Annotated in this window: 26 protein-coding genes; 7 read left to right on the top strand and 19 right to left on the bottom strand. The window is 69.9% G+C overall.

The window, feature by feature from the left end; genetic code table 11:
• Nucleotides 1–27: 27 nt before the first annotated feature.
• The 3 genes from EXE50_RS08430 to EXE50_RS08420 are packed head-to-tail and all read left to right on the top strand — an operon-like array spanning nucleotide 28 to nucleotide 2,521.
• Nucleotides 28–1,950, top strand: coding sequence for a PAS domain-containing sensor histidine kinase (locus EXE50_RS08430; protein WP_137704817.1), 1,923 nt, complete (start codon nucleotides 28–30; stop codon nucleotides 1,948–1,950).
• Nucleotides 1,951–2,009: 59 nt separating this feature from the next.
• Nucleotides 2,010–2,288, top strand: a complete 279-nt coding sequence (gene srp19 / locus EXE50_RS08425; protein ID WP_053771557.1) for a signal recognition particle subunit SRP19 — start codon at nucleotides 2,010–2,012, stop codon at nucleotides 2,286–2,288.
• Nucleotides 2,289–2,290: 2 nt separating this feature from the next.
• A complete protein-coding gene (locus EXE50_RS08420) occupies nucleotides 2,291–2,521 on the top strand; it encodes an H/ACA ribonucleoprotein complex subunit GAR1 (RefSeq protein WP_053771558.1) in 231 nt (76 codons plus the stop codon).
• A 13-nt stretch (nucleotides 2,522–2,534) separates the two neighbouring features.
• On the opposite strand, the gene EXE50_RS08415 is transcribed toward EXE50_RS08420, so the two are convergent.
• The 14 genes from EXE50_RS08415 to EXE50_RS08350 all read right to left on the bottom strand — a co-directional run bounded on the left by EXE50_RS08415 (nucleotide 2,535) and on the right by EXE50_RS08350 (nucleotide 14,721).
• Nucleotides 2,535–2,819, bottom strand: coding sequence for a hypothetical protein (locus tag EXE50_RS08415; protein ID WP_137704816.1), 285 nt, complete (start codon nucleotides 2,817–2,819; stop codon nucleotides 2,535–2,537).
• 152 nt (nucleotides 2,820–2,971) lie between these two features.
• A complete protein-coding gene (locus EXE50_RS08410) occupies nucleotides 2,972–4,474 on the bottom strand; it encodes an NADH-quinone oxidoreductase subunit N (RefSeq protein ID WP_053771560.1) in 1,503 nt (500 codons plus the stop codon).
• Nucleotides 4,467–5,981, bottom strand: coding sequence for a NuoM family protein (locus EXE50_RS08405; RefSeq protein WP_121599304.1), 1,515 nt, complete (start codon nucleotides 5,979–5,981; stop codon nucleotides 4,467–4,469). Before EXE50_RS08405 ends, EXE50_RS08410 begins: the two co-directional genes overlap by 8 nt.
• Before the next feature lie 14 nt (nucleotides 5,982–5,995).
• Nucleotides 5,996–8,044, bottom strand: a complete 2,049-nt coding sequence (nuoL, locus tag EXE50_RS08400; RefSeq protein WP_121599138.1) for an NADH-quinone oxidoreductase subunit L — start codon at nucleotides 8,042–8,044, stop codon at nucleotides 5,996–5,998.
• 1 nt (nucleotide 8,045) lies between these two features.
• Nucleotides 8,046–8,366 carry an NADH-quinone oxidoreductase subunit NuoK gene (nuoK, locus tag EXE50_RS08395; protein ID WP_053771562.1) on the bottom strand — a complete coding sequence of 107 codons (321 nt, stop codon included), beginning with the start codon at nucleotides 8,364–8,366 and terminating at the stop codon, nucleotides 8,046–8,048.
• Complete coding sequence (locus EXE50_RS08390) at nucleotides 8,363–8,722, bottom strand: hypothetical protein (RefSeq protein ID WP_053771563.1); 360 nt, start codon at nucleotides 8,720–8,722, stop codon at nucleotides 8,363–8,365. Before EXE50_RS08390 ends, nuoK begins: the two co-directional genes overlap by 4 nt.
• Nucleotides 8,719–8,985 carry an NADH-quinone oxidoreductase subunit J gene (locus tag EXE50_RS08385; protein ID WP_017342604.1) on the bottom strand — a complete coding sequence of 89 codons (267 nt, stop codon included), beginning with the start codon at nucleotides 8,983–8,985 and terminating at the stop codon, nucleotides 8,719–8,721. Before EXE50_RS08385 ends, EXE50_RS08390 begins: the two co-directional genes overlap by 4 nt.
• Before the next feature lie 49 nt (nucleotides 8,986–9,034).
• A complete protein-coding gene (locus tag EXE50_RS08380) occupies nucleotides 9,035–9,496 on the bottom strand; it encodes an NADH-quinone oxidoreductase subunit I (protein WP_004596401.1) in 462 nt (153 codons plus the stop codon).
• A 1-nt stretch (nucleotide 9,497) separates the two neighbouring features.
• Complete coding sequence (locus EXE50_RS08375) at nucleotides 9,498–10,571, bottom strand: complex I subunit 1 family protein (RefSeq protein WP_053771564.1); 1,074 nt, start codon at nucleotides 10,569–10,571, stop codon at nucleotides 9,498–9,500.
• Nucleotides 10,571–12,235, bottom strand: coding sequence for an NADH-quinone oxidoreductase subunit D (locus EXE50_RS08370; protein WP_137704815.1), 1,665 nt, complete (start codon nucleotides 12,233–12,235; stop codon nucleotides 10,571–10,573). Before EXE50_RS08370 ends, EXE50_RS08375 begins: the two co-directional genes overlap by 1 nt.
• Nucleotides 12,232–12,930 (bottom strand): NADH-quinone oxidoreductase subunit B, encoded by a 699-nt coding sequence (locus tag EXE50_RS08365; RefSeq protein ID WP_053771566.1) that lies wholly within the window; start codon nucleotides 12,928–12,930, stop codon nucleotides 12,232–12,234. The genes EXE50_RS08370 and EXE50_RS08365 overlap by 4 nt, the downstream gene beginning before the upstream one ends.
• On the bottom strand, nucleotides 12,930–13,346 hold the full coding sequence (locus EXE50_RS08360; RefSeq protein ID WP_053771959.1) for an NADH-quinone oxidoreductase subunit A: 417 nt from the start codon (nucleotides 13,344–13,346) through the stop codon (nucleotides 12,930–12,932). The genes EXE50_RS08365 and EXE50_RS08360 overlap by 1 nt, the downstream gene beginning before the upstream one ends.
• A gap of 198 nt (nucleotides 13,347–13,544) precedes the next feature.
• Nucleotides 13,545–14,153 (bottom strand): 5-(carboxyamino)imidazole ribonucleotide mutase, encoded by a 609-nt coding sequence (gene purE, locus EXE50_RS08355; protein WP_053771567.1) that lies wholly within the window; start codon nucleotides 14,151–14,153, stop codon nucleotides 13,545–13,547.
• 76 nt (nucleotides 14,154–14,229) lie between these two features.
• Nucleotides 14,230–14,721, bottom strand: a complete 492-nt coding sequence (locus tag EXE50_RS08350; protein ID WP_121599140.1) for an NUDIX hydrolase — start codon at nucleotides 14,719–14,721, stop codon at nucleotides 14,230–14,232.
• Between the two features lie 83 nt (nucleotides 14,722–14,804).
• On the opposite strand from EXE50_RS08350, the gene EXE50_RS08345 reads away from it, so the two are divergent.
• Together EXE50_RS08345 and EXE50_RS08340 are read left to right on the top strand one after the other, a co-directional pair.
• On the top strand, nucleotides 14,805–15,074 hold the full coding sequence (locus tag EXE50_RS08345) for a type II toxin-antitoxin system HicB family antitoxin (RefSeq protein ID WP_121561868.1): 270 nt from the start codon (nucleotides 14,805–14,807) through the stop codon (nucleotides 15,072–15,074).
• A gap of 1 nt (nucleotide 15,075) precedes the next feature.
• Nucleotides 15,076–15,327 carry a type II toxin-antitoxin system HicA family toxin gene (locus EXE50_RS08340; RefSeq protein ID WP_053771569.1) on the top strand — a complete coding sequence of 84 codons (252 nt, stop codon included), beginning with the start codon at nucleotides 15,076–15,078 and terminating at the stop codon, nucleotides 15,325–15,327.
• Nucleotides 15,328–15,345: 18 nt separating this feature from the next.
• Here EXE50_RS08340 and EXE50_RS08335 read toward each other — a convergent pair whose 3' ends face one another.
• Complete coding sequence (locus EXE50_RS08335) at nucleotides 15,346–16,572, bottom strand: 5-(carboxyamino)imidazole ribonucleotide synthase (protein ID WP_137704814.1); 1,227 nt, start codon at nucleotides 16,570–16,572, stop codon at nucleotides 15,346–15,348.
• A gap of 127 nt (nucleotides 16,573–16,699) precedes the next feature.
• Nucleotides 16,700–18,217 carry a PGF-pre-PGF domain-containing protein gene (locus EXE50_RS08330; RefSeq protein WP_053771571.1) on the bottom strand — a complete coding sequence of 506 codons (1,518 nt, stop codon included), beginning with the start codon at nucleotides 18,215–18,217 and terminating at the stop codon, nucleotides 16,700–16,702.
• A gap of 334 nt (nucleotides 18,218–18,551) precedes the next feature.
• Here EXE50_RS08330 and EXE50_RS08325 point away from each other — a divergent pair, with 334 nt between their 5' ends.
• Nucleotides 18,552–19,289, top strand: a complete 738-nt coding sequence (locus EXE50_RS08325) for a hypothetical protein (RefSeq protein WP_053771572.1) — start codon at nucleotides 18,552–18,554, stop codon at nucleotides 19,287–19,289.
• Nucleotides 19,290–19,327: 38 nt separating this feature from the next.
• Here the strand turns inward: EXE50_RS08325 and EXE50_RS08320 are convergent, their stop codons facing one another.
• The 3 genes from EXE50_RS08320 to EXE50_RS08310 all read right to left on the bottom strand — a co-directional run bounded on the left by EXE50_RS08320 (nucleotide 19,328) and on the right by EXE50_RS08310 (nucleotide 22,513).
• Nucleotides 19,328–20,062, bottom strand: coding sequence for a hypothetical protein (locus tag EXE50_RS08320; RefSeq protein ID WP_137704813.1), 735 nt, complete (start codon nucleotides 20,060–20,062; stop codon nucleotides 19,328–19,330).
• Nucleotides 20,063–20,140: 78 nt separating this feature from the next.
• Nucleotides 20,141–21,328 (bottom strand): cell division protein FtsZ, encoded by a 1,188-nt coding sequence (locus tag EXE50_RS08315; protein ID WP_053771574.1) that lies wholly within the window; start codon nucleotides 21,326–21,328, stop codon nucleotides 20,141–20,143.
• Nucleotides 21,329–21,409: 81 nt separating this feature from the next.
• Nucleotides 21,410–22,513: an AI-2E family transporter gene (locus tag EXE50_RS08310; protein WP_137704812.1), complete on the bottom strand. Its 1,104-nt coding sequence runs from the start codon at nucleotides 22,511–22,513 to the stop codon at nucleotides 21,410–21,412.
• A gap of 118 nt (nucleotides 22,514–22,631) precedes the next feature.
• Between EXE50_RS08310 and EXE50_RS08305 the strand changes: the two genes are divergently transcribed.
• Complete coding sequence (locus EXE50_RS08305; RefSeq protein ID WP_053771576.1) at nucleotides 22,632–23,129, top strand: NYN domain-containing protein; 498 nt, start codon at nucleotides 22,632–22,634, stop codon at nucleotides 23,127–23,129.
• Nucleotides 23,130–23,147 lie beyond the last annotated feature (18 nt).

The following is a 23,147-nucleotide window of genomic DNA, read 5'->3' as shown; positions in this document are numbered from 1 at the left end:
TCTCGGCGGTGCGTATCACGTACAATTGTGACTTCTGCGCTGGGCGAGCGCGCGTCGGTTCTCGTCCTCGGCGGTGGCTCTGGGCTCGCCGACGACCTCGAGGCCCGCCTCGGCGCCGACGCCCCCGGCGGCGAGGACGGTGAGGCGGTCGAGACGCACGCCGCCGACGCGGCCGCCACCGACGGTTCGCGCCTCGCCGGGGCCGACGTGACGGTCGTCGCCGACGAGGCGGGGCTCGGACGGGTCCGGTCCGCCGACCGCGTCGGTTCCGTGGTCGCCTTCGTCGACGACCCGGCCGGCCGAGTCGCGACCGACCCGCTCGTGGACGCGGTCGCGCGGACGCCGGAGTCGCTCTCGGAGACGGTGTCGTGGCTGCTCGCCCGGGAGCGGCGGTCCGTCGTCCGGACGGACCCGACGCGGACCCCGTCGCGGATCGAACAGCTCAACGCCGGGATGACGGAGCTCGCGGCCGTCAGGTCGGTCGACGAGGCGTACCGGGCCGCCATCGCCGTCGCCGAGGTGGTGTTCCCGGAGTACCGGGCCGTGGTCGCGGTTCGCGACGGCGAGTGGGTCGAGCCCGTGGTCACCTCCAGCGGGACGCCCGTCGAGGACTGTAACCGGGTCCGGGTGGGGACCGGCGTGGCGGGGCAGGCGGTCCAGACCGGCGACGTCTCCGTCGCGCCGAACCCGACCCCCGAGAGCCGGTACGACACGCTGCTCACCGTCCCCGTGGGCGAGGACGTGGTCTTCCAGCTCGCGGCCGACGCGAGCGACGACGCCGACGCGTTCGACGACGCCGACCGCCGGCTGGCGGAGCTGCTCGGCTCCCACCTCGAAGAGACCCTCGACCGGATCGACGTCACCGAGACGCTCAGGGCCGAGCGAGACCGCCTGCTCGCGCTGTTCGCGAACGTGCCTGACCCCGCCATCGCTTACGACTACACCGACGGCGACCCGGTCGTCCGACAGGTGAACGAGGCGTTCGAGGCGACGTTCGGGTACGACCCGGAGACGGTGATGGGCGAGTCCATCGACGACTACATCGTTCCCCCGGAGGCCGACGCGGAGGCGGAAGAGCTCAACGAGCAGCTCCAGCGCGGCGAGAACGTCCGACGGGAGGTCACGCGGGTCACCGCCGACGGGCCGCGACACTTCATCCTTCACGTCATCCCGATCCACCTCGACGCCGCGAACGCGGCCGGGTACGCCATCTACACCGACGTCACCGACCGGCGCGAGCGCGAGGAGACGCTGCGGCGACAGAACGAGCGGCTCGACGAGTTCGCCTCCATCGTCTCCCACGACCTCCGGAACCCGCTGTCGGTCGCGGACGGGTACGTCGACCTCGCCCGCGAGACGGGCGACGTTGACCACCTCGACAGGGTCGCCGACGCCATCGGGCGCATGGACGAGCTCGTCGAGGACCTCCTGTCGCTGGCCAGGGAGGGGCGGTCGGTGGGCGAGACGGAGCCGGTCTCGCTGGCCGCGGTCGCGCGCGAGGCGTGGGAGGGCGTCGACACGGACGTCGCGACGCTGACGGTCGAGTCCGACGCGACCCTGAAGGCGAACCGCACGCGGCTGCGCGAACTGTTCGAGAACGTCTTCCGGAACAGTGTGGAACACGGGTCCGCGAGCAGTCGGGCAGAGCCCGACGACAGCGTCGAACACGGTCGCGACGCCCCCGACGAGCCGCTCTCGGTCCGGGTCGGGGCGGGTACCTTCGAGGGGGACGACGGGAGCCCCGCGAGCGGCTTCTACGTCGAGGACGACGGCGTCGGGCTCCCGGAGGCGGACCGCGAGCGCGTGTTCGAGAGCGGGTTCACGACCGACGAGTCGGGCACGGGACTCGGGCTCGCAATCAGCGAGCGCATCGCCGAGGCGCACGGCTGGACCGTCGAGGCGACGACCGGCGAGGACGGCGGCGCCCGGTTCGAGTTCCGAACCGACTGAGCGGCGCCGAGCGCGCGGCGGTCCGAAACGACCTTACGCCGCGCGCGAGGGGATCCGGTATGGTCGAGAACGTCGTCTACCCCGCCTACTTCGACGCCGAGCTGTCCCGCTCGGAGGGGCGCCGCGTCCCGACGGATCTGGCGGTCGAAGCGCCGACCGTCGACGAGATAGCGAAGGCCGTCCAGCAGGTCGGCTACGACGCGGTCGTCGAGCGCGACGCGACGTACTCCCGGGAGTTCGAGGCCCGCGGGTACGTGGCGGTCCAGGGCACCGACGACACCGCGAAGAACGACCTCGTCCAGGCGATCGCCGCCTACCTCGGCGTGCTCCGGGAGTAACCGTGCGGCGCGTCGGTACCGTCGTCCGCACCGCCGGCGGGCTCGCGATCGCCCGCGGCGATCCGGGCGCCGAGCCCCCGCGGATCGGCGCGAGCGTCGTCGACGAGTCGCTCTCGACGGTCGGCCGCGTCGTCGACGTGTTCGGGCCGGTCGATCGCCCCTACGTGGCCGTCACGCCCGGCGACGGCGTCGGGCTCGCGGACCTCGTCGGCGGCAAATTGTACGCGCGGTAGCGCCCGAGCGGCGCTACGCCTCCGTCGCGTCGGTCACGTCGAAGTCCGCGAGCGTCTTGTCCGTGCGAGCGATCCGCTCCGCGACCAGCAGCTTCTCCCGGCGTTCCAGCCGGTCCCAGTCGAACTCCGACGGCGGCGACGCCTCGAGCGACTCGAACTGCTCGATCACCGCCTCGTTCGCGAACCGCTCGAACGACTCGCAGTTCGGACAGGTCATCGAGAGGTGAGAGGTGTCGAACGAGCGCGTGACGGTCTCGTCGAGGCAGTTCAGACACCGGTAGGTGCGAGTCCGGGACACGACCGTACCGAGGGGCTGAACGGACGAATATCTGTGGGCGCCGGCGCGCGGGTCGCCGACCGAAAGGCGCCGCGTCGGTCCGACGCCGCGACGGTCGGCGCCGTCGCTGCGGGCGTGAGACGCGTGGAAAGAAGAGCGGTTCCGCGGCCGCTCTAAAACAGCGCGGAGGCCGCCGCCTCGGCCGTCTCGATGACGGGGCCGAAGCCGGGCAGGAGCAGCACCGTCGCGACCGCCGCGAAGACGACCGCGGCGTACAGCGCCGTCGGTCGCACGTCGATCGCGTCGAGCGCGCTCGGCGACTCGGGGTCGTCGAGGAACAGCGCCTTCACGACCCGGCTGTAGTAGTACAGCGACACGACGCTGTTCACCGCGCCGAGGCCGGCCAGCCACAGGAAGCCGTTGTCGATGGCCGCCTGAAACAGGAAGTACTTCGAGAAGAACCCGGCGAACGGCGGGAGCCCGGCCAGCGAGAACATGAACACGGCCATCGCGACGGAGGCGACCGGCGCGCGCCGCCAGAGCCCCGCGTAGTCAGCGAAGGTCCGGCCGACGCCCCACCGCTCCGCCATCGCGACGAAGAGGAACGCGCCGGTGTTCATGAACCCGTAGACGAGCAGGTGCGCCATCGCGGCGCCCATGACCGTGCCGTTGGCGGGGCCGTCGACCGTGAGCGCGGCGACGCCGATGAGCGCGTACCCGGCGTGCCCGATGGAGGAGTACGCGAGCATCCGCTTGACCTCCTCTTGGACCGCGGCCGCGAAGTTGCCGAGCGTCATCGTGACGGCCGCGAGGACCGCGAAGGCGAGCATCCAGTCGACGTTCGCGGACACCGCCATCTCCAGCGGGAACGCCTCGGTGAACACGCGGAACGCGACGACGAACCCGGCGGCCTTCGAGGCCGACGAGAGGAACGCGCTCACCGGCGCGGGCGCGCCCTCGTACGCCTCCGGCGCCCAGAAGTGGAACGGGACGGAGGCGGTCTTGAAGGCGACGCCGCCGATCATCATCACGACGCCGACGCCGAGCACGCCGGCCAGGCCCTCGATCGACGCCGACGCGATGTCGGCGAGGATGAGCGACCCGGTCGCGGCGTACACGAGCGAGATGCCGAACAGGAAGACCGCGGACGAGAGCGCTCCGACGAGGAAGTACTTCATCCCCGCCTCGACGCTGCCCCGGTCCTCCTTGAGGTACGCGACGAGCACGTACGACGGCAGCGACACCATCTCCAGGGCGACGAACACGACCGCGAGCGAGTTCGCGACCGCGAGCAGCGCCATCCCGGTCGCCGCGAACGTCACGAGCGAGTAGAACGCCGCCGGGTTGGCGTGGTCGTGGAAGTAGTCGTGCGCGGCGACTAACACCAGCGCGGTCACCGACGCGAAGATGGCGGTGAAGAACAGCGCCAGGGTGTCAACCTTCACCGCGTCGGCGAACAGCAGCACCGCGCCGCCGTCGGGGCTCACGCCGCCGCTGGCGGTGAGCCAGACGGTGGCCGTCAGCGCGGCGAGCGACCCGACCGCACCGACGACCGCCATCGACGTGTTCGAGCGCGCGTCCGGCCGCACCGTGTCGACCAACAGCAGCGCGAGTCCGGTGACGGCCAACAGCAGCGCCGGCAGCAGCGCCGTCACGGCGGGCAGTCCGTTAACCATCGATCGTCACCCCCTCGACGACCGGCAGGGCAGCGTCACGGATCATCTCGAAGAAGATGTCGGGCGCGACGCCCAGCACGATGATCGCCACCAGAAGCACCGCGAGCGGGGCGACGTCGTGGAACGCCGCGGGCCCGACGTCGTAGTCGGTCTCCAGTTCGAAGGGACCGAACAGCGTGCTCTGCATCGCCGACAGCAGGTAGCCGGCGACGATGACGATACCGAACATCGCCAGCGCCGTGAACACCGGTGCGTACGGGAGCGCCGGCGCGGACAGGGAGCCGACGAAGATGAAGAACTCGCCGGCGAAGCCGGCCATCAGCGGCAGCCCCATGTAGCCGAAGGCGCCGGCGACGAGGATGCCGACGGTGACCGGCATCCGGTCGGCCATGCCGGCCATGTCGCCGACCATCCGGGTGTGGGTCGCGTTGTAGATGACGCCGACCGCCATGAACATGAGCCCCGAGATGAGGCCGTGCGCGACCATCTGGAACGTCGCCCCGCCGATCCCGTACTCGGTGAACACGATGAGCCCGAGGATGACATAGCCCATCGACGAGACGGACGAGTAGGCGACGATCCGCTTGAGGTCCTTCTGTGCGAGCGCCAGCATCGCGCCGTAGATGACGCTGATGACGGCAATGGCCGCGATCGGGACCGCGAGCATCGACGCCTGCTCGGGGAGCATCGTGAAGTTGAACCGGAGCAGCGCGTACGTTCCCATCTTCAGGAGGACGCCCGCCAGGAGCACCGACGCCGGGGTCGGCGCCTGAACGTGGGCGTCCGGCAGCCACGTGTGGAACGGCACGATCGGGACCTTCACCGCGAACCCGAGGAACATCGCGAGGAACGCGGCCATCGCGATGCGGTCCGCCGGGATGCCGAACCACGCGCTCAGGTCGCCCGCGGCGATCGCCTGCGCGATCTCCGGCAGGGCGAACGACGACACCGAGTCGCCGAGCGCGAACACGAGGCTCATGAAGCCGATGAACATCAGCAGCGACGCCGCGTTCGTGTAGACGAAGAACTTGATCGCGGCGTACTTGCGGCGCGGACCGCCCCAGATCCCGATGAGGAAGTACATCGGGACCAGCACAGCCTCCCAGAAGACGAACCACAGGAAGAAGTCGAGCGCGGCGAACACGCCGAGCAGGTTCGCCTCCATGAACAGCATGAGCCCGTAGAACTGGCTCTGTCGCGTGTCGACGGGCGTCCACGCGCTGAGGATCGCCAGCGGTACGAGGAACGTCGTGAGCACGAACAGCGGGAGGCTGATCCCGTCGAGCCCGACGAACCACGAGACGCTCCGGCCGCCCACTTCGAGCCATTCCATCCGGGTCGCGTACGCTATCTCGCCGCCGAGCAGCGCGTTGCCGCCGGCTTCGAAGCCGGACCAGAGGTAGAGGCTGCCGACGAACGGGATCAGGCTGATCGCGAACGCCAGCCGACCGGCCCACTCGTCGGGCGCGAGGAACACCGTCAGTGCGCCGACGAACGCGGCCGCCATGAGCGCTTCGAGTATCACAGGAACCACCCCCCGGTCGCGCCGAGCACGAGCAACAGCGCGACGAGTCCGAAGGTGAGCAGCGCGGCGTACTGCGAGACGACTCCCGACTGGAGCTTGCGGATCCGGCCGCCGCCGGTCAGGCTCACCGAGGAGACGCCGTTCACGACGCCGTCGATGATTCCCTGGTCGAAGGTGTTCGCGCCGCCCGCGACGTCTTCCGTCCGATACGCGAGCCAGACCTGCAGTTCGTCGAGGTAGTAGTTGTTGTACAGCACGTCTTTGATCCCGCCGAGTTTGGCGGTGTGTTCCGTCGGCGACGGCACGTTGTACAGCCGCCAGGCGAGTCCGAGTCCGAGCAGCGCGAGGCCGAGCGAGACGGCCGCGCCGACGAGGACGGTCCCGGCCTCACCGCCGACGAGGTACGCGCTGCTGTACGGACCGATGTCGGCGTAGTGGTGCGAGGAGAGCCCCTCGATGCCGCCCCACTCGTTGTCGAGCCAGCGGTGAAGCACGTCGATCCCCTTAATCCCGAGCACCTTCTTCACGGGGACCATGTTGATGAAGCCGGTGACGACCGCGAGCGAGCCGAGGACCGTCAGCGGGCCCTTCACGTTCCAGCGGACGGACTCGGGGTCGCGGGCGGTGTCGCTGCGGGGCTCGCCGTGGAACGTCAGGAACACCATCCGGAAGGTGTAGAACGCGGTGACCGGCACCGCGAGCAGCCCCATCAGGTAGCCGCCGAGCAGCAGCGGGTCGTTGAGCCCGTGGACGAGCGCCTCGTAGAGGATCTCGTCTTTCGACCAGAAGCCGGCGAACGGGAAGATTCCCGCTAGCGCCAGCGAGCCGGCGAGGAACGTGTAGTAGGTGACGGGGAGCTTCGACTTCAGCCCGCCCATGTCCCACATGTCCTCGTTGTGGTGCATCGCGATGATTACCGACCCGGCGCCGAGGAACAGCAACGCCTTGAAGAAGGCGTGGGTGGTCAGGTGGAAGACGGCGGCCACGTACCCGCCCGCGCCGAGCGCGAGCATCATGTAGCCGTACTGCGAGATGGTCGAGTACGCGAGCACCTGCTTCAGCTCGTCTTTCACGAGCCCCATCGTCGCCGCGAACAAGGCCGTGAAGCCGCCGACGAAGGCGATGACCGCCATCGTCGTCGGCGTCAGCACGTAGAACCCGTACATCCGCGCGACGAGGTAGACGCCGGCCGCGACCATCGTCGCGGCGTGGATGAGCGCGGAGACGGGCGTCGGGCCCTCCATCGCGTCGGGGAGCCACGTGTGGAGCGGGAACTGCGCGGACTTGCCGACGACGCCGCCCAGGACGAGCAGGCCGACGACGGTCAGCCATGTGCCGAGGTCGAGGCCGCCGGGAGTCCACGCGACCGACCCGGAGCCGTTGAGCGCCGCGTCGGCCAGCGCCGGGAACGAGTCGGGACCGGCGAACTGCGCCGTGCCGAAGGTGGCGAACACCGCGACGACGCCGACGAGGAAGAAGTAGTCACCGAAGCGGGTGACGAGGAACGCCTTCTTCGCGGCCGACGGCGGACCCGGCTCCCGGAAGTGGAAGCCGATGAGCAGGTACGAGCAGAGCCCGACCAGCTCGAAGAACATGAACGCCATCAGCAGGTTGTCGGCGACGACGAAGCCGAGCATCGACGCCGTGAAGAGGCCGAGCCCGGCGTAGTAGCGCGGCAGCCCGGTCTCGCCCTCGTCGTTCATGTAGCCGAGCGAGAACACGTGGACGAGCAGCGCCACGAGGGTCACGATGACCAGCATGAGCGCCGACAGCGGGTCGATCAGGACGCCGAACGTGAGTTCGATGTCCGTCGGACCGATGCCCGCGCCGCCCTCGCTCGCCCAGTGGTACAGCGTCTCGTTGTACGCCCGTCCGCCCGCGACGGTCGCGGCGACCCAGATCGACAGCAGGAACGAGCCGGCCGTCGCCGCGATGCCGCCGAAGGCGCCGCCCTTCGGGAGGTACCTGCCCGCGCCGAGCGCGACCAGGAACGAGAAGAACGGGAGGAGTACGATCGCCGGAACGTATGCGAATGCGTTCACCATCTTACCACCTCATCTCCGCGGGAACAGTCACGTCGGTCGTGCCGAAGTTGCGGTATAACACGAGTATGATGCCGATACCGATCGCGACCTCGGCGGCGGCGAGCGCGATGACGAACAGCGCGAACACCTGCCCCGTGAGGTCGCCGTAGTACAGCGCGAACGCGACGAAGTTGATGTTGGCCGCGTTCATCATGAGCTCGACGCTCATGAGGAAGTACAGCGCGCTCCGCCGCGTCAACACGCCGAACAGGCCGATACAGAAGATGGCCGACGCCAACAGCAGGTACCACGACGGCGGGATCGAGGACGCGAGCGCCGTCATCGACGGTCACCCCCGTCGCGTCCGCCGTCGGTGAACGCCTGTCCGACCGCCGCGACGACGGAGCCGTCCTCCTCGCGTTTGGCCAGGTAGACGGCGCCGTCGACCGCCACGTCGAGTGCGACCGCGGCGATCAGGAACGCCGCGAGGAACCCCTCGGACGGAACCGCGCCGAGGTCGTACTCGGCGAGGTTGAAGAGGGCGTACCCGATGTTGTGGACGACCGAGGCGTCGGCCGGGAAGCCGACCTCCTCGAAGCCGAACGTCGCCCCGTTGACGGTCGCGGCCAACACCGCGAACAGTCCGCCCACGGCGATCGCGGGCGCGATCCGGGAGCCGCGGCTCTCGTCGCTGCTCACGCGCTACTCACCTCCGTTTCCGAATCCGATCGCGTGAGCATCACGGCGAACGTGACCAAGATGAGGACCCCGCCGACGTAGACGAGGATCTGCATGGCGGCGATGAACTCCGCCCGCAGCATCACGTAGTGCACCGCGACGCTCGTGAGGGCTCCGCCCAGAAGCAGCGCGGCGTGGAACACGTCGCGCGCCAGGACGACCCCGAGGGCGAACGCCAGCGTGACCGCGGCGAACAGCCCGAACGCGATAGTAGCATAAACCATTGTGTTTGTCTCCTATGAGAACCCCTTTGAAGATTTCGAGACGTGCCCGCTACTGGTAGTCGACCTCGCCGTCGCCCTCCCCGATCCACGCGCCGCGATCGGGGTTGCGGGACTCCAGCGGGTCGATGCCCTTGTACCACGGGACGTTCTTGAGCTGTTCTTTGTTGAACACGAAGTCGTCCTTCGTGTCCGCGGTGAACTCGAAGTTCTGGGTCAGCAGGATGGCGTCGACGGGACAGACCTCCTCGCAGAGCCGGCAGTAGATGCACTGCCCGATATGGAGGTTGTACTGCTCGCCGTTGCGCTGGTCGTCCTGAACGATCTGGATCGTGTCGTTCGGACAGACGTTCTCGCACTGCCGACACCAGATGCACCGCTCTTGGCTGAACTTGTGGACCCCGCGGAACCGCGGGCTCACCTCGGGCGCGTCCTCCGGGTATTCCACCGTGAACGTCGACCCGTCCAGCGCGTGTTTCATCGTCGTCGCCATGGATTTCATCAGTCCGATCATATCAAGCGATCACCCCCACGATTACGGCCGTGAGAACCAGGTTCGCGAACGACAGCACCAGCATTCCCTTCCAGCCGATCTCGATCAGCTGGTCGATGCGGACGCGCGGCAGCGCCGAGCGGGCCCACTGCGTGAACAGGAAGAAGCCCCAGATCTTCACCACGAACCAGATGAAGCCGATGCTCTCCGGGCCCGGGCCGGACGCCCCGCCGAGGAACGTCACGGCCAGGATCGCGCCGCCCAGGAAGATGTGGACGAACTCCCCGAGGTAGAACAGGACGAAGTAGGCCGAGGAGTACTCCGTCTGGTACCCCGCGACGATCTCCGTCGGCGCCTCGGGGATGTCGAACGGGTTCCGACCGATCTCGGCCATGTTCGCGGTGAGGAACAGCACGAACGCGAACGGGTTGACGAACGCGTACCACGACGGGATCGCGAGCCCGCCGATCGTCACGAGCGTCTGCGTCTGCGCGCCGACCACGCCGCTCATCTGGAGCGTGCCGGCGAAGATGACGACCGACATCGCGGTGACGATGAGCGGGATCTCGTACGCGAGGTTCTGCGCGACGGCCCGCAGCCCGCCGAGGAGCGAGTACTTGTTGTTCGACGCGTAGCCGGCCATCACCAGCGAGACGGAGGCGATGGAGGCGAACGCGAACACCAGCGCGAACCCGACCTCGGGGTCCGCGAGATGCAGGTTGATCGGGCCGAGGTGGCCCATCGGGATGACGGAGAAGCCGAGGAGCGCCGACGCGGGCAGCAGGATCGGCGCGATGTCCCACGAGGGGCGGTCGACGCCCTCGGGGATGATGAGCTCCTTCGCGAGGAGCTGGACCGCCGCCGCCGGGATGATGAGGAGCCCGAAGGGACCGATCCGGTCGACCGCGATCCGGTCGGTGAACGCGGCCGTGATCTTCCGTTTCGCCCACGGGCCCGCGACGCCCGTGAACGCCAGGATGATGTTGCCGACGACGAAGGCGGCGACGAGCGACGCCGCCACCTCGCCGATGACGCTGTCGAGGCCGAGCGTGTCGACGATGAACTCGGGGAACAGCTGCGCGGGCGCCGTGCCCATCAGCGGTCCACCTCCCCGAGAACGACGTCGAGGCTACCGAGCGCGGCGATCACGTCGGGGATGTACTCCCCGTTCGCCATTTCCGGCAGCGTCTGGAGGTTCGAGAAGCACGGCGACCGGATCTTGAACCGGGCGGGCTTGTCCGTCCCGTCCGACCGGATGTAGATGCCGAGTTCGCCCTTGGCGCCCTCGACGGCGCGGTAGATCTCGGTGTCGTCGTCCGGGCGCAGCGTGCGCGGCACGTTCGCCTGAATGTTCCGCTCGTCTTCGGGCCAGTCTTCGAGCAGGTCGACGCACTGCTCGATGATCTTCGCGGACTCCTCGACCTCGCGCATCCGGACGAGCAGGCGGCTGAAGTTGTCGCAGCCGTCCTCGGTCACCACGTCCCAGTCGAGTTCGTCGTAGTAGCCGTACGGGTCGTCGCGGCGCAGGTCGTAGTCGACCCCGGAGCCGCGGGCGACCGGGCCGGTGGCGCCGTAGTTCTTCGCGACGTCCGGCGGGAGGATCCCCGTGTCGATCGTCCGCATCTGGAAGATCTCGTTCGAGGTGATGAGGTTGTGGTACTCCTCGACGGACTCGGGGAGCTGGTCGAGGAAGTCCCGCGTCTTCGAGAAGAACTCCTCGCGCGGCTCCGGCAGGTCCCAGACGACGCCGCCGAGCCGGAAGTAGTTGAACATCAGCCGCTGGCCAGTCAGATCCTCCAAGAGGTTCTGGACGCGCTCGCGGTCGTTGATGGCGTACATGAACGTCGCCGTAAAGTCGCCGTTGATGTCGAGCGCGAACGTCGCCAAGGCGAGCATGTGCGCGGCGATCCGACACATCTCGGCGCCCATCGTGCGGATGACCTGCGCGTACTCGGGCACCTCGATGTCCGCGAGGTCCTCGGCCGCGCGGGCGTACGCCCACTCGTTGAGCAGCCCCGCCGAGATGTAGTCCCAGCGGTCCGGGTACGGCATGATCTGGTGGCGGTACGTCCCGGACTGCGCCATCTGCTCCTCGCTGCGGTGGAGGTAGCCGATGTCCGGCTCGACGTCGGCGACCTGCTCGCCGTCGAGGACCGTCTTCAGGTGGAGCACCCCGTGGGTCGCCGGGTGGTGCGGCCCGATGTTGAGGAACATCGTGTCGGACTCGGAGTCCTTGTGGTGGTCCTCCAACGGGTTCGCGTGCTCCGGGAGCGTGGCGATCTGCGGCCGGTCCTTGTCGTAGTCCATCGACAGGGGGTGGCCCTGCCAGGTCTCCGGCAGGAGGATCCGGCGCAGGTCGGGGTGGTCGTCGTACTCGATCCCGATGAGGTCGTACGCCTCCCGCTCGTGCCAGTCGGCGGTGCGGAAGACGGGCTCGCCCGACTCGGAGACGGGGTCGTCCTTGTCGGCGGGGACGACGACGCTGACCTCCTGGGTCGGGTCGTCGTACTTCTTCAGGTGGTAGATCGACTCGTATCGGTTCTCGTACTCCTGTGCGGAGACGACGGAGAGGTGGTCGTACCCCGCCTGCTCTTTCAGGGTCCGAAGCGTCTCCTGAACGGTGTCCGGGCGGATGACGAAGCCGGGCGCGTTCAGGTGGTCGTCGCGGTCGACGACGAGGTCACCGAGCAGCGCCTCAATCTCGTCGGGCGTCTGCTCGACGGTGCCGTCGTCGACGGTGTCTGGTCGTTCGAGGCTCATGGCGAATCAGCGAAGTTGTACCGCATGACGAGCTCGTCGTCGTCGATCTGGTCGGCCAGCTTGTCGACGAGTTCGTCGCGTTCGAGGTCCGAGAACTCCTCCAGCTCGTACGGCTTGACCGTGACGGGCGCGGCCTCGCCGTTGGCGACGCGCTCCTGTAGCTTCACGACGCCGTACACGAGCGCCTCGGGGCGAGGCGGGCAGCCGGGGACGTGGATGTCGATCGGGATGACTTCCTCGGCGCCTTTGATCACGTTGTACCCCTCCTGGAACGGGCCGCCGGAGATGGTACACGAGCCCATGCCGACGACGAACTTCGGCTCGGGCATCTGGTCGTAGACGCGCTTCATCCGCGGGGCGAACTTGGAGACGATCGTCCCGGGGACGATCATCACGTCGGCCTGCCGCGGCGAGGCGCGGGGGACGCCCGACCCGAAGCGGTCGAGGTCGTGTTTCACCGCGTAGGTGTGCATCATCTCGATGCTGCAGCAGGCGATGCCGAACTGCAGCATGAACATCGAGGATCCCCGACACCAGTTCAGGAACTTGTCGAACTTGGTGAGGATGAACGGCGAGGAGCCGAACGCCTCACGCAGGCGGGAGTTGAACCGGTCTCCCTGCCCGGTCATCCGGGCGTCTCGGGTCTCGGTTACGACTTGCGAATCGTCGGTGATAAACGGTTGATCGCTGCTCATTAGTTGAGGTCCTCCGTCGTCTTTCTGCTGGTCGCGCGGGGGCTGCGGGCCCAGCTGATCGCCCCCGACCGCCACGCCCAGACGAGCCCGACGGCCAGGATCCCGACGAACGCCAACATCGGCCACAGCAGGTCGGCCATCGGCACGCCGGCCTGGACGGCCGGACGGTAGATGACCGCCCACGGGAACAGCAACACGGTCTCGATGTCGAACACGACGAACAACAACGCGACCATGTAGTACTGGATGTTGAACCGGATCCGCGTCCCGCCCGTCGGGGTCTCGCCGGACTCGTAGGTGGTACTTTTACCGGTCTCAGGCACGCTCGGGCGGAGCAGCGCCGACACTGACATCATCGCTACCGGGATGAGCAGGCCGACGACCGCCAAGGCGCCAATCGCTATCCAATCGCTCATATAGGTCTCCGTAACGTGCTGGGGTTTGGACCGCCCCCTCATAAGCGTTGAGTCTTGTGCGTCCGCGTGCGTGCGGGCCGGTACCGGCCGTTCGCGGTCGAAGCGCCGGAAATGTCACCGAGAGCCGCCGAACGGGTTCGTCGCGGAATGAAAGGGCGACGCGTCCGGGGCAAGCCGGCCGAACGCGACGCGTTCCCGCTACCGCTCGCGGAACCCGTCGAGTCCGCGGTCGTGGAGGGCCGCGGAGACGTCCGCGACGTCCGCCCGCTGCTCGTCGTGGAGTTCGACCAGTCGTTCCTCGACCGCCTCGTGTTCGCGCGCGAGCACCTGCGCGGCCGACAGCGCGGCGTTGTACGACTTCCCGGCGTCGACGGCGACGATCGGCGCGCCGGTCGGCATCCCGATGACGGAGTCGACCGACTTCTCCTGAACCGGCACGCCGATGACGGGTACCGGGTACGCGATCGACGCGGTCATGTTCGGCAGGTCCGCGGACTTCCCCCCGGCCCCGGCGATGATCACGTCGAGCCCGCGGGCGGACGCCGTCTCCCCGTACGCGTACATCAGCTCCGGCGTGCGGTGCGCGGAGACGACGTAGCTCTCGTAGGTGAACCGGGCGTCCGGCGGCTCGTCGAAGTCGGTCTGTTCCGCGAAGCCGAGGTCGTCGAGCGCCTCGTAGGCGTCCTCCATGACGGGGAGGTCCGAGTCCGAGCCCATGATGATCCCCACGTCCGGGGTAGTCGCCGGGTCGGCGTCGGCCGCCGCCTCCGCTTCGAGCCGGTCGATCAGGTCGTCCACCGTGGTCATGGGCAGGGATTCGGCGGAGGCCGGTAAGGAAGTGCCGGATGCGGCGAGCCGGAGGGAACTTCCCCTCGAAGCGCGGTCAGAGGAGCCCCCGGAGCAGATCCCCGTCGTGGAGGTTCGCCGGGACTTCGTCGAACCACCTCGCGGCGCGGATCTCGTCCGGATCGACTCCGAGATCGGCCGTGTCGGGAATCCACCCCTCGGCGCGCGCCGCGAAGACGACGTACTCGGCCTCGAACGCGAACACGTCGCGCTCGGCGTCGACGTACGACTGCTCGAAGACGACGACCGGGTCGCCGATCGCCGCGTCGAGTCCGGTCTCCTCGCGGACCTCCCGCGCCGCCGCGGCCGCCGGCGACTCCCCCGGTTCGACCGCGCCGCCCGGGAGCACCCAGCCGTCCGACCACGAGGTCCTCACGAGCGCGAGCCGACCGTCGGGGTCGCAGACGCGGACCGCAGCCGTCAGGGCGGTTCCCTCCTCCGCCCACTGGCGGAGCGCCTCGATCCGGTCCGGCGGGAGCCGGATCGACTGGCGTTCGCGTGGCGCGTCGGGTGCGAGACCGTCCGGCATCGAGTCGTCACTTGGTCGGCGCACCGGTATCGGTCGTTCGTCTGCCCAACCCTTATCAACGAAATCGGACGAACGATACGATAATGGCGAGCTCGACGGAAGACGGAGCGGACCGCGACGGGGAGATCCGCCTCTGGCGAGACGAGGGGTGGTGGATCGCCCGAGACGTCGGGACGGGCGTCACGACGCAGGGAGAGTCCCGGTCCGACGCGCTGGAGAACCTCGACGAGGCCGTCGCGCTCCACCGAGGAGAGATCGGTCGCGAGCCGACCGACGAGGAGCTTCGGGAACTCGGGATCGACCCCGAGGAGAACGCGACCGGAGACGCGGAACCGCCCGACGTCCTCGAATAGCGTGGCGAGGCGCACGTTCTCTGGGCGGGAAGTCGTGAAGGTCCTCGTCAACCGCGGCGGTTTCGAGTGGCGACGAACGACCGGCGACCACGCGCAGCTGTACTACGAGCATCCGGCGAACGAGAGGGACAGACGGCACGTCACGGTTCCGCTACACGACGAGCTTCGGGAGGGAACCCTCAGCGGTATCGCGGACGACGCCGGCGCGCGTGACTTCGACGCCTTCTGCGCGTGGATCGACCGAAACTCCTGAAGACCGGACGGTCCACGGCTACGCGTCTCGGAAGGTCAGCCCGTCGCGGAGCTCTCGCGCCCGAGAGAACAGCGCGTCGCGGTCGACTTCGTCGGTCGCGCCCCGGTCCGTCACCGTCAGGTGGCCCATCTTCCGAAGCGGGTACACGTCGTCTTTGCCGTACCAGTGGAGGTCGGCGTCGGGCGCGTCGAGGACGGACTCGACGTTCCGGAGCGTCGCCGCCCCCCGCTCGTCCACGTCACCGGAATCACAGCGTGATTCCGGTTGGCTCACGAGAGCTCTGCTCTCGTGAACGTCGCCGAGGAGGTTCGCCGTGACCGCGGGCGCGACGAGGCCGGTCGGGCCGAGCGGCCAGCCGAGGACGGCCCGGACGTGGTTCTCGAACTGCGAGGTGCGCGCGCCCTCGATCGTCCAGTGGCCGGAGTTGTGCGGGCGCGGCGCGATCTCGTTGACTAACACCTCGCCCTCGCGCGTCTCGAACAGTTCGATGCCGTAGACTCCCCGGCCGTCGAGCACGTCGAGCACGTCGCGCGCGACCGACTCGGCCTCGGCGACGACCGCGTCGTCGGCCCGGGCCGGACTGACGCTCTCGCGGAGGATCTCCTCGCGGTGGACCGTCTCCGTGACCGGGTAGGTCCGCGTCTCGCCGTCCGCGCCCTTCAGACCCATCACGGCGACCTCGCGCTCGAAGTCGAGGAACTCCTCGGCCATCGCGGCGCCGCCGATCTGATCGAGCGCGTCGGCCGCCTCGTCGGGCGTCTCCACCGAGACGTTGCCGCGGCCGTCGTAGCCGCCCTGGCGGGCCTTCAGCATGACGCCGCCGAACTCCTCGACGACGCGTTCGAGCCCCTCGGCGGTCGCGACCGCGACGAACTCCGGGACGGGGATCCCGGCGTCCGCGAGCGCCTCCTTCTGGACCAGCTTGTCCTGTATTGTCTCCAGGGTGCCGGGGTCCGGGTGGACCGGCACGCCGTGCTCCTCGCTCGCGGCCGCGAGGCGGTCCGGGTCCGCGAGCTCGATCTCGAAGGTCAGGGCGTCGACGCGGGCCGCGAGCTCATCGAGTGCGTCCGCGTCGTCGAAGTCGCCGACGATCTGGTCGGTCGCGACCGGCGCCGCCGGACAGTCGGGCGTCGGGTCCAACACGACGAGGTCGACGCCGAGCGGCGCCGCGGCTTCGGCCAGCATCCGGCCCAGTTGTCCGCCGCCGACGACGCCGAGCGTCGGCCCCGGAAGGGTGATCGACATGTGCGAGTCGGTACCCAACAGAGATGAATAAGTATTGCCAAAACACGATCGAGATAGGCACGAACGCGCATCGATCGAGCGGGAGGAGCGCCCGACGACGTCGCCGAGAGCCGAGGCGACCGGTCGGTCACTCCCGGCGCAACAGGAGGAACCCGCCGGCCACGACCAGCAGCAGGCTCACGAGCCCGACGACCTGCGTGAGGCCGACGCCGAACCCTTCGAGCGGCGCGCCGTCGTCCGAAGCGTCCCCGCTCCCGTCGCCGGTCGCGCCGGCGCCGCCGCCGTTCCCGGAGTCGGCGTCGTCGGTGGACTCGACGACCGAGACGGTTCCGACCTCGGTCGAGCCCACGGCCACGTCGTACTCGCCGACCTCGGGGAACCGCGGCGTGAACGTGACGCGCCGCGTCGCGTCGGCGGGGACCGTGATCGTCCGGTCGGCGACGAGCTCGCCGTTGATCCGCAGGCCGACGTTCGTCGTCCCCTCGGCGTCGCCCGCGTTCCGCAGCCTGACCGCCACCTCCGTCTCGCTCTCGGGGGACACCTCGGCCGCGCCGAGCGAGGCCTCGGCGACCGTCACGTCGGACTGCGGGCCGCCGACCGCGAAGTAGGAGAACCCGGGCGTCTCGGCGACGTAGACGCCGTCGCCCTCGTACGTCGTCGGGAGCTCGCGCCACCGGTTGTTGACGTAGCGGTACAGGGCGACGCCCTCGGGCGACTCCGCGTCGGAGAACGCCGACATCTCCGTCTCGAAGCGGATCTCGGCGGACTCGACGGCGCCGGAGTCGAAGGTGGTCGGCTCGATCTCGAAGACCGACACCGTCTCCGCACCCTCGTGGTCGCGCACGCCGTCGGGCAGCTCCGAGGGGGCCATCGCCGTCGCCTCGACGCCGAACGAGAGGATCTCCGAGGAGGGGGCGACCGAGAGCGCGGCGAGCGTCGCGTTCGGCGTCGCCGTCCCGTTCGGCAGGTCGGCCTCGACGACCTCGTCGGTCCCGACGCTGCCCGCGGAGAGGGTCGCGGTGCCGTTCGCCATCTCGACCGAGGCCGCGGTCGTCTCGACGGCGTCGCCGCTCGGCGGAGGCGCGACGGCGCCGCCGCCACCGCCGCCATCGGTGTCGGCGCCGTCCGACCCGTCTCCGCCGCCCGAACCGTCACCGCCGTCCGACCCGTCCGAACCGTCGCTGCCGTCGGCACCGTCTGATCCGTCGCCGCCGTCCGACCCGTCCGAACCGTCGCCGCCGTCGGCGCCATCGCCGACCGCGAGGTCGACGCGGCGGACCTCGCCCGGCTCCCACTCGATCGCGTCGTCGGTCGAGGCGACCTCGCCGTTGACCCGGAACTCGACGGTCGCGCCCGCGTCGGCGTCGGTCCCCTCGACGACGAGCTTCCGGTCGAACGCCGAGGAACCGCCGTACGCGCCGATCTGGGTCGTGGTGAGGCTCCCGCGCAGTTCGCCGTCGACGTACGCCGTGACCTCGACGCCCTCGGGGGCAGGCTCGCCGTCGACGGTTATCTCGCCGAAGTAGGCGGCCGGCGTCGGAGGCGGCCCGTCCTGCGCGACGGCCGCCGGGGCGCCGGCGACCGCGGAGACGACCAGCAGCGAGGCGATGACGACCGTGAGCGATTTCGAGGGAGTTCGTGACATGAGGGATCGTCCCACGCCGGTCCGAACGGAGCGCCCCTGTGGGGCGTCCGAGCGTCGCGGGGGGAGGGACGTGAGACACCACGCCACCGAGGATAAGTAGGTATTAACCGATTGCTACGACGGATTACCGCGGCGGCGCCGGCGGTAACGAGTCGTTTCGCCGGCCGACGGCGTCGCGCCGTCGGCGGGACCCGGATCCGCTCCGGGCGGCGGCGACGGACCGGCGGACCCGCGCAGCGTTCCCGGCCGGCGTGACGCGACCGACTGAGGCAATCACTCATGTTCGTGATCATATCGGCCAATACATTAGTCGGCCGTCGCCGTAGAAAGTGGTATGTTACCAACAGACACGAGACGCGACGGGGAACGAGGTGGGAGACGCGGATTGCGCGCCGACGGCGGTGCGTCCGTGGGAGACGACGGACGTGGCCGCCGTGGGGACGCGACCGGAGACGACGGCGTCGGATCCGCCGACTCCGAGAGTGGCGACGACGGGCGGAGACCGCTCGGCCCGGCGGACTCGGAGTCGGTCGTCGACCGGGACGACCTGCTCGGGATCCTGGGGAACCGCCGGCGCCGGCTCCTGTGGGCACTGCTCCACCGCCGCGACGGCCCCGTGAGCCTCGCGGAGGCCTCTCGCCGGGTCGCCGCCCGCGAACGGGGGATCGATCCGGCGGCCGTCGCGAGCGAGGAGCGGAAGAGCGTGTACGCGTCGCTGTACCAGCACCACTGCCCGGTGATGGCCGAGGCCGGGGCCATCGAGTTCGACCGGGAGGCCTCGACCGTCGCGGCGGTCCCCGCCGCCGAGCGACAGCGGTTCCTCGACCTCGAGATCGACTCGCGGGCCGTCGCCCGAGCGGTCGCGGGCGCGCTCGCCGCCGCCGCGGGGCTCGTCGGCGTCGGGTGGGCCCTGAACGCGCCGGGGCTCGCCTCCCTCTCCCCGGTCGGGTTCGGGGTCGCCGTCGCGGTGAGCGCCGGGGTCTCGGCCGCCGTGTACGCGGCGGTCGTCTCGCGGCGGTACCCGGTTCTGCTCGGCGACCTCCTGAGCGCCGCGGACGGGACGGAGCGGTGAGTGCGCGAAGAGGCCGGCCGGTCGGTCGAGACGGAGCCTCAGACGGAAATCCGTTCGAGGTCGCTTTCGAGGCCGTCGACGAACTCGTTGTACGCCGCGACGAAGCCGCGGAACCCGTCCGCGCACTCCCGGACGTCGGCCGCGGAGGGCGCGCCGTACTGCGAGAGGAGGTAGAGGCCGCCCGACCCGCCGATCCGGAGGTACGAGACGCTCCCCTCGTCGTACTTCAGTTCCCAGCGGTCGCCCTCCACGCGCGCCGTGAACGTCCCGTAGTCGTCGCCCTCGTACCGGTGGATCTCCCCCGCGATGACCGCGCAGGTCTCGCGGATCGCGTCGAGGACGCGGTCGCGCTCCGCCACCACGCCCTCGGTGGTCGCCGGCTCCGGGAACTCGGCGCTCACGCCGTCGAGGACGCCGGACAGCGAGTCGACGTGGTCGTTCCACGCCGCCACGAACGCCGCGTAGTCGTCGAGCGCGACCGCGAGGTCGGCGGGGTCCGGCGGCTGCTTCGTCGAGATGACGTACGTGTCCGAGCCCGACTTCGGCGAGAACAGGAGGAACTCCAGCTCGCCCGCCTCGTGTTTCACCGTCCACTCGCCGCCGCGCGTCGACAGCGTCTCCCGGCCGTAGTCGCCGCCCTGGAGCCGCGCGAGCTGGTAGGCGATCGCCCCGGCGTGGTCGCGCACGGCGGCGACGAGCTCGTCGCGCCGCTCCGCGACGGCCGCGGCGTCGCGCACGTCGAGGTCGATCCCGAGGTCTGCCTGCGTCGTCACGGGGTCACTGGGCGCGCCACCCGGTTAACCGGTTCGGGTCGCCCGCCGGGCGTCGGCCGCCGCCCCGCGCCGGCGCGGTCACTCGATCGTCTCGCGGATCTCCCGGACCCGGTCCGGCTCGTCGATCCCCGACCGGATCACGACGGCGAACACCTCGTCGCCCTCCGGGACCGGCGCGTCGCCGCTCAGGATCGCGTCCGAGCCGGTCTCCTCGGCGAGCCAGCGCCGCCCGTCGGCGATCGCCTCGCGGTTGAGCCACGCCGGCGGGCCGCCGACCACGAGCAGGGTCCGGTCGGCGCGCCCGTCGGGGACCTCGACCGTGTTCTTCCCGCGGGTCGCCTTCCGGATCACCGTCTCGATTGCCGACACCGCGGCGCTCGTGTCGACCTCGGCCGGCTCCGAGGAGCCGAACAGCCCGAGCCCGAACTTCGAGCCCGAGTCGGGCGCGTCGACCGCCTGCGTCGCGTGCCCGATCGCCGCGATTTCGCCGTCACCGCCCGCCGCGCGGGCGACGTCGCTCGCGTCGAGCACCTGCTGGGGCGTCTCCGTGCCCTCCGGCGTCTCGCCCGCGCCGAACAGCGCCGCGATCCGCTCGGCCGCGACCCCGTTGAGCCGGTCTCGCGCCCCGCCGAGCGTCTCGCTCGGACGGAGCCACGCCGCGTTGTCGAAGGGGAAGACCGCCGCGCACTCCTCGGAGAGCGCGTCGAGCGTCCGGGCCGCGTTCCGCTCGGCGAGCGGGCGGTGCGGGGTCGGCGGCGCGGGCCCGTCACCGGCTCCCGCGCCCGCCCCCGCGCCGCTCGCCCCGCCGGCGGACGCGCTTCGCGGGGCGTCGTCGTCCGGTTCCTCTGTCTCGTCGCGGGTGGGGAGGAAGCCGAAGGCGTAGACTGGGGCGTCGTAGAGCCGCGAGAGCTCCGCGGCGAGCGCGGGCGCCGCGCCCGCGCCGGCCGCGCCGCCGAGGCCGACGACGAGCAGGAACGCCTCCGCGAGCGACGGCCGCTGGTCGTCCATGGCCCGCCCGAGCTCGCTCGCGTGCGCGTCGCCGAGGCGACGCCCGGCGTGGAGGTCGCCCTGGAGCCCGTCCCCGCCCGCGGCGTCGCCGAACCGGTACCGACGCTCCTCGCCGAGCGCGTCCAGCGCCCCGAGCGCGTCCATGTCGGTGTCGAAGGCGTTGACGCCCCCGAGGAACGGGTCGTCGCCGTGCGCCGCGGCGAGCCGGTCGGCGACCCGCCCGCCGGCCCCGCCGAGTCCGATGACGTGGAGTCGCATACGTGGCCCGGTCGTCGACCGGGGATATATGACTTCGGCTCGCCGCGAACCGTTACCGAACCGCCCTGCGCCCGCGACGGCTCAGAACTCGTCGAGCTGACGCTGTCCGGCGGAGATCTCGGGCCCCGAGTCCGGCTCGACGCCGAGCAGGCGCAACAGCGCGGTGTCCGCGAACGTCAGCGCCAGCACGAGGATGATCGGCGCGAGGAACAGCCCGTGGAAGCCGAACACGACCGGGCCGAAGATGTACGCGAGCATCAGCAGCCCGACGTGGGTCGTCTTGCCGCTGAAGTACGGCCGCAGGACGATGTCGGGGATGGTGTCGACGACCACGACCGCGACCGCGAGGAACCCCGCGACGTACACGAGCAGCGAGAGGTCGCCGTCGAGCGCGAGCGGGACCGACATCGCCGCCGCGATCGGGATGTAGACGATCTTCATCCCGATCACGGGGATCAGGCTGGCGACGCCGGTGAGCGCGCCGGCGAGCGTGGGGTACGGGATCTCGACGGCGGCCGGGGCGACCGCGTTGTACCCGAGGTAGGTGACGACGGCGATGATGCCGATGGCGATGACGTTGAGCAGGTTCCCGTACAGCACCGCCTCCAGCTCGTCGTCGGCGGTCTCGAGGTACTCGCGGACGACCGCGTCGTCGTCGAACGAGAGGAGCCAGCTGTGGAACCGGGACCCGTCGATGAGCAGGTAGTAGGTCACGACGATGGTGATGAGGAGGTTCAGGGCGAGCCCCGAGAGGGTGCTCGCCAGCAGCGACGCCTGTTCGGAAACGAGGTCGATGAGGGGGTCGAACTGCCCCGACCGGTACGCCGCGAGCAGCTCGTCGGCCGTCGGGTTCGACAGCTCCGCGAGGTCGCCGATCACCGAGTTCTCCGCGCCGATGGTGTCGGCCACCGGGTACGTCTTGATGAACCGGCGCGCCTCCAAGATCAGCAGCACTAGGGTGTAGCTCACCAGGCCGATGAGCGGCACGCCGATGAGCGACAGCGACATCACGGCGCGCACCCGAGCCGGCAGTCGGAAGCGTTCGAGCCGGTGGTAGAACCGCCGCGTCGAGTAGTAGAGGAAGACGGCGACCGTGAGCGGGGCGACGAACCGGTAGGCCACGTAGCCGGCGACGAACGCGACCGCGAGGCCGAAGAGGGCGACGACGAACCGCTTTTCGTCCATGGGCCACGGTCGCCATCGTCTGACATAAACCATGGTGGTCGCCGCGGCTCGCCCGCGCCCGGGACTCGCCGCCGCGCGGATCCCAAAGCCCCTAACGGCGGGCGGTGAAGGAGGGCCTATGAACGACATTCACCCGGACCAGCGCGTCGCGGTGTTGGCGGACTCGCAGAACCTGTACCACTCCGCACAGAGCGTCTACTCGCGGAACATCGACTACTCCGGCCTCCTCGAAGAGGCCGTCGCGGACCGGTCGCTCGTGCGCGCCATCGCGTACGTCATCCGCGCCGACTCGCCCGAGGAGGAGAGCTTCTTCGAGGCGCTCCGCGACATCGGCTTCGAGACGAAGATCAAGGAGATCAAGACGTTCGCCGACGGGTCGAAGAAGGCCGACTGGGACCTCGGGATGAGCCTCGACGCCGTCTCCTTAGCCAGCCACGTCGACACGGTCGTCCTCTGTACCGGCGACGGTGACTTCGCCCGGCTCTGCTCGCACCTCCGCCACGAGGGCGTCCGCGTGGAGGCGATGGGGTTCGGCAACTCGGCCGCCGACGAGCTGATCGCGGCCGCCGACGACTTCGTCGACCTCGCGGAGAAGGAGGAGACGTTCCTGCTGTAGCCGGCGAGCGTCCAGTCC

The organism is Halorubrum sp. ARQ200, from assembly GCF_005435115.1.
Classification (GTDB): domain Archaea; phylum Halobacteriota; class Halobacteria; order Halobacteriales; family Haloferacaceae; genus Halorubrum; species Halorubrum tropicale.
The sequence above is the reverse complement of the archived record's forward strand: the minus strand, read 5'-3'. Positions and strand labels throughout refer to the sequence as shown.

What these genes read in the sequence shown, in the direction of transcription:
- srp19 (WP_053771557.1), top strand. Translation starts at nt 2,010, where the DNA reads ATGGTCGAGAACGTCGTCTACCCCGCCTACTTCGACGCCGAGCTGTCC.
- EXE50_RS08370 (WP_137704815.1), bottom strand. Translation starts at nt 12,235, where the DNA reads ATGAGCCTCGAACGACCAGACACCGTCGACGACGGCACCGTCGAGCAG.
- EXE50_RS08365 (WP_053771566.1), bottom strand. Translation starts at nt 12,930, where the DNA reads ATGAGCAGCGATCAACCGTTTATCACCGACGATTCGCAAGTCGTAACC.
- nuoK (WP_053771562.1), bottom strand. Translation starts at nt 8,366, where the DNA reads ATGACGGCGCTCGCGTCCTCGATCCCGCCGTCGTGGTACCTGCTGTTG.
- EXE50_RS08380 (WP_004596401.1), bottom strand. Translation starts at nt 9,496, where the DNA reads ATGATCGGACTGATGAAATCCATGGCGACGACGATGAAACACGCGCTG.
- EXE50_RS08375 (WP_053771564.1), bottom strand. Translation starts at nt 10,571, where the DNA reads ATGGGCACGGCGCCCGCGCAGCTGTTCCCCGAGTTCATCGTCGACACG.
- EXE50_RS08410 (WP_053771560.1), bottom strand. Translation starts at nt 4,474, where the DNA reads ATGGTTAACGGACTGCCCGCCGTGACGGCGCTGCTGCCGGCGCTGCTG.
- EXE50_RS08305 (WP_053771576.1), top strand. Translation starts at nt 22,632, where the DNA reads ATGAACGACATTCACCCGGACCAGCGCGTCGCGGTGTTGGCGGACTCG.
- EXE50_RS08315 (WP_053771574.1), bottom strand. Translation starts at nt 21,328, where the DNA reads ATGCGACTCCACGTCATCGGACTCGGCGGGGCCGGCGGGCGGGTCGCC.
- EXE50_RS08350 (WP_121599140.1), bottom strand. Translation starts at nt 14,721, where the DNA reads ATGCCGGACGGTCTCGCACCCGACGCGCCACGCGAACGCCAGTCGATC.
- EXE50_RS08360 (WP_053771959.1), bottom strand. Translation starts at nt 13,346, where the DNA reads ATGAGCGATTGGATAGCGATTGGCGCCTTGGCGGTCGTCGGCCTGCTC.
- purE (WP_053771567.1), bottom strand. Translation starts at nt 14,153, where the DNA reads ATGACCACGGTGGACGACCTGATCGACCGGCTCGAAGCGGAGGCGGCG.
- EXE50_RS08325 (WP_053771572.1), top strand. Translation starts at nt 18,552, where the DNA reads ATGTTACCAACAGACACGAGACGCGACGGGGAACGAGGTGGGAGACGC.
- EXE50_RS08385 (WP_017342604.1), bottom strand. Translation starts at nt 8,985, where the DNA reads ATGGTTTATGCTACTATCGCGTTCGGGCTGTTCGCCGCGGTCACGCTG.
- EXE50_RS08335 (WP_137704814.1), bottom strand. Translation starts at nt 16,572, where the DNA reads ATGTCGATCACCCTTCCGGGGCCGACGCTCGGCGTCGTCGGCGGCGGA.
- EXE50_RS08330 (WP_053771571.1), bottom strand. Translation starts at nt 18,217, where the DNA reads ATGTCACGAACTCCCTCGAAATCGCTCACGGTCGTCATCGCCTCGCTG.
- EXE50_RS08405 (WP_121599304.1), bottom strand. Translation starts at nt 5,981, where the DNA reads ATGGCGGCCGCGTTCGTCGGCGCACTGACGGTGTTCCTCGCGCCCGAC.
- nuoL (WP_121599138.1), bottom strand. Translation starts at nt 8,044, where the DNA reads ATGGTGAACGCATTCGCATACGTTCCGGCGATCGTACTCCTCCCGTTC.
- EXE50_RS08345 (WP_121561868.1), top strand. Translation starts at nt 14,805, where the DNA reads ATGGCGAGCTCGACGGAAGACGGAGCGGACCGCGACGGGGAGATCCGC.
- EXE50_RS08310 (WP_137704812.1), bottom strand. Translation starts at nt 22,513, where the DNA reads ATGGACGAAAAGCGGTTCGTCGTCGCCCTCTTCGGCCTCGCGGTCGCG.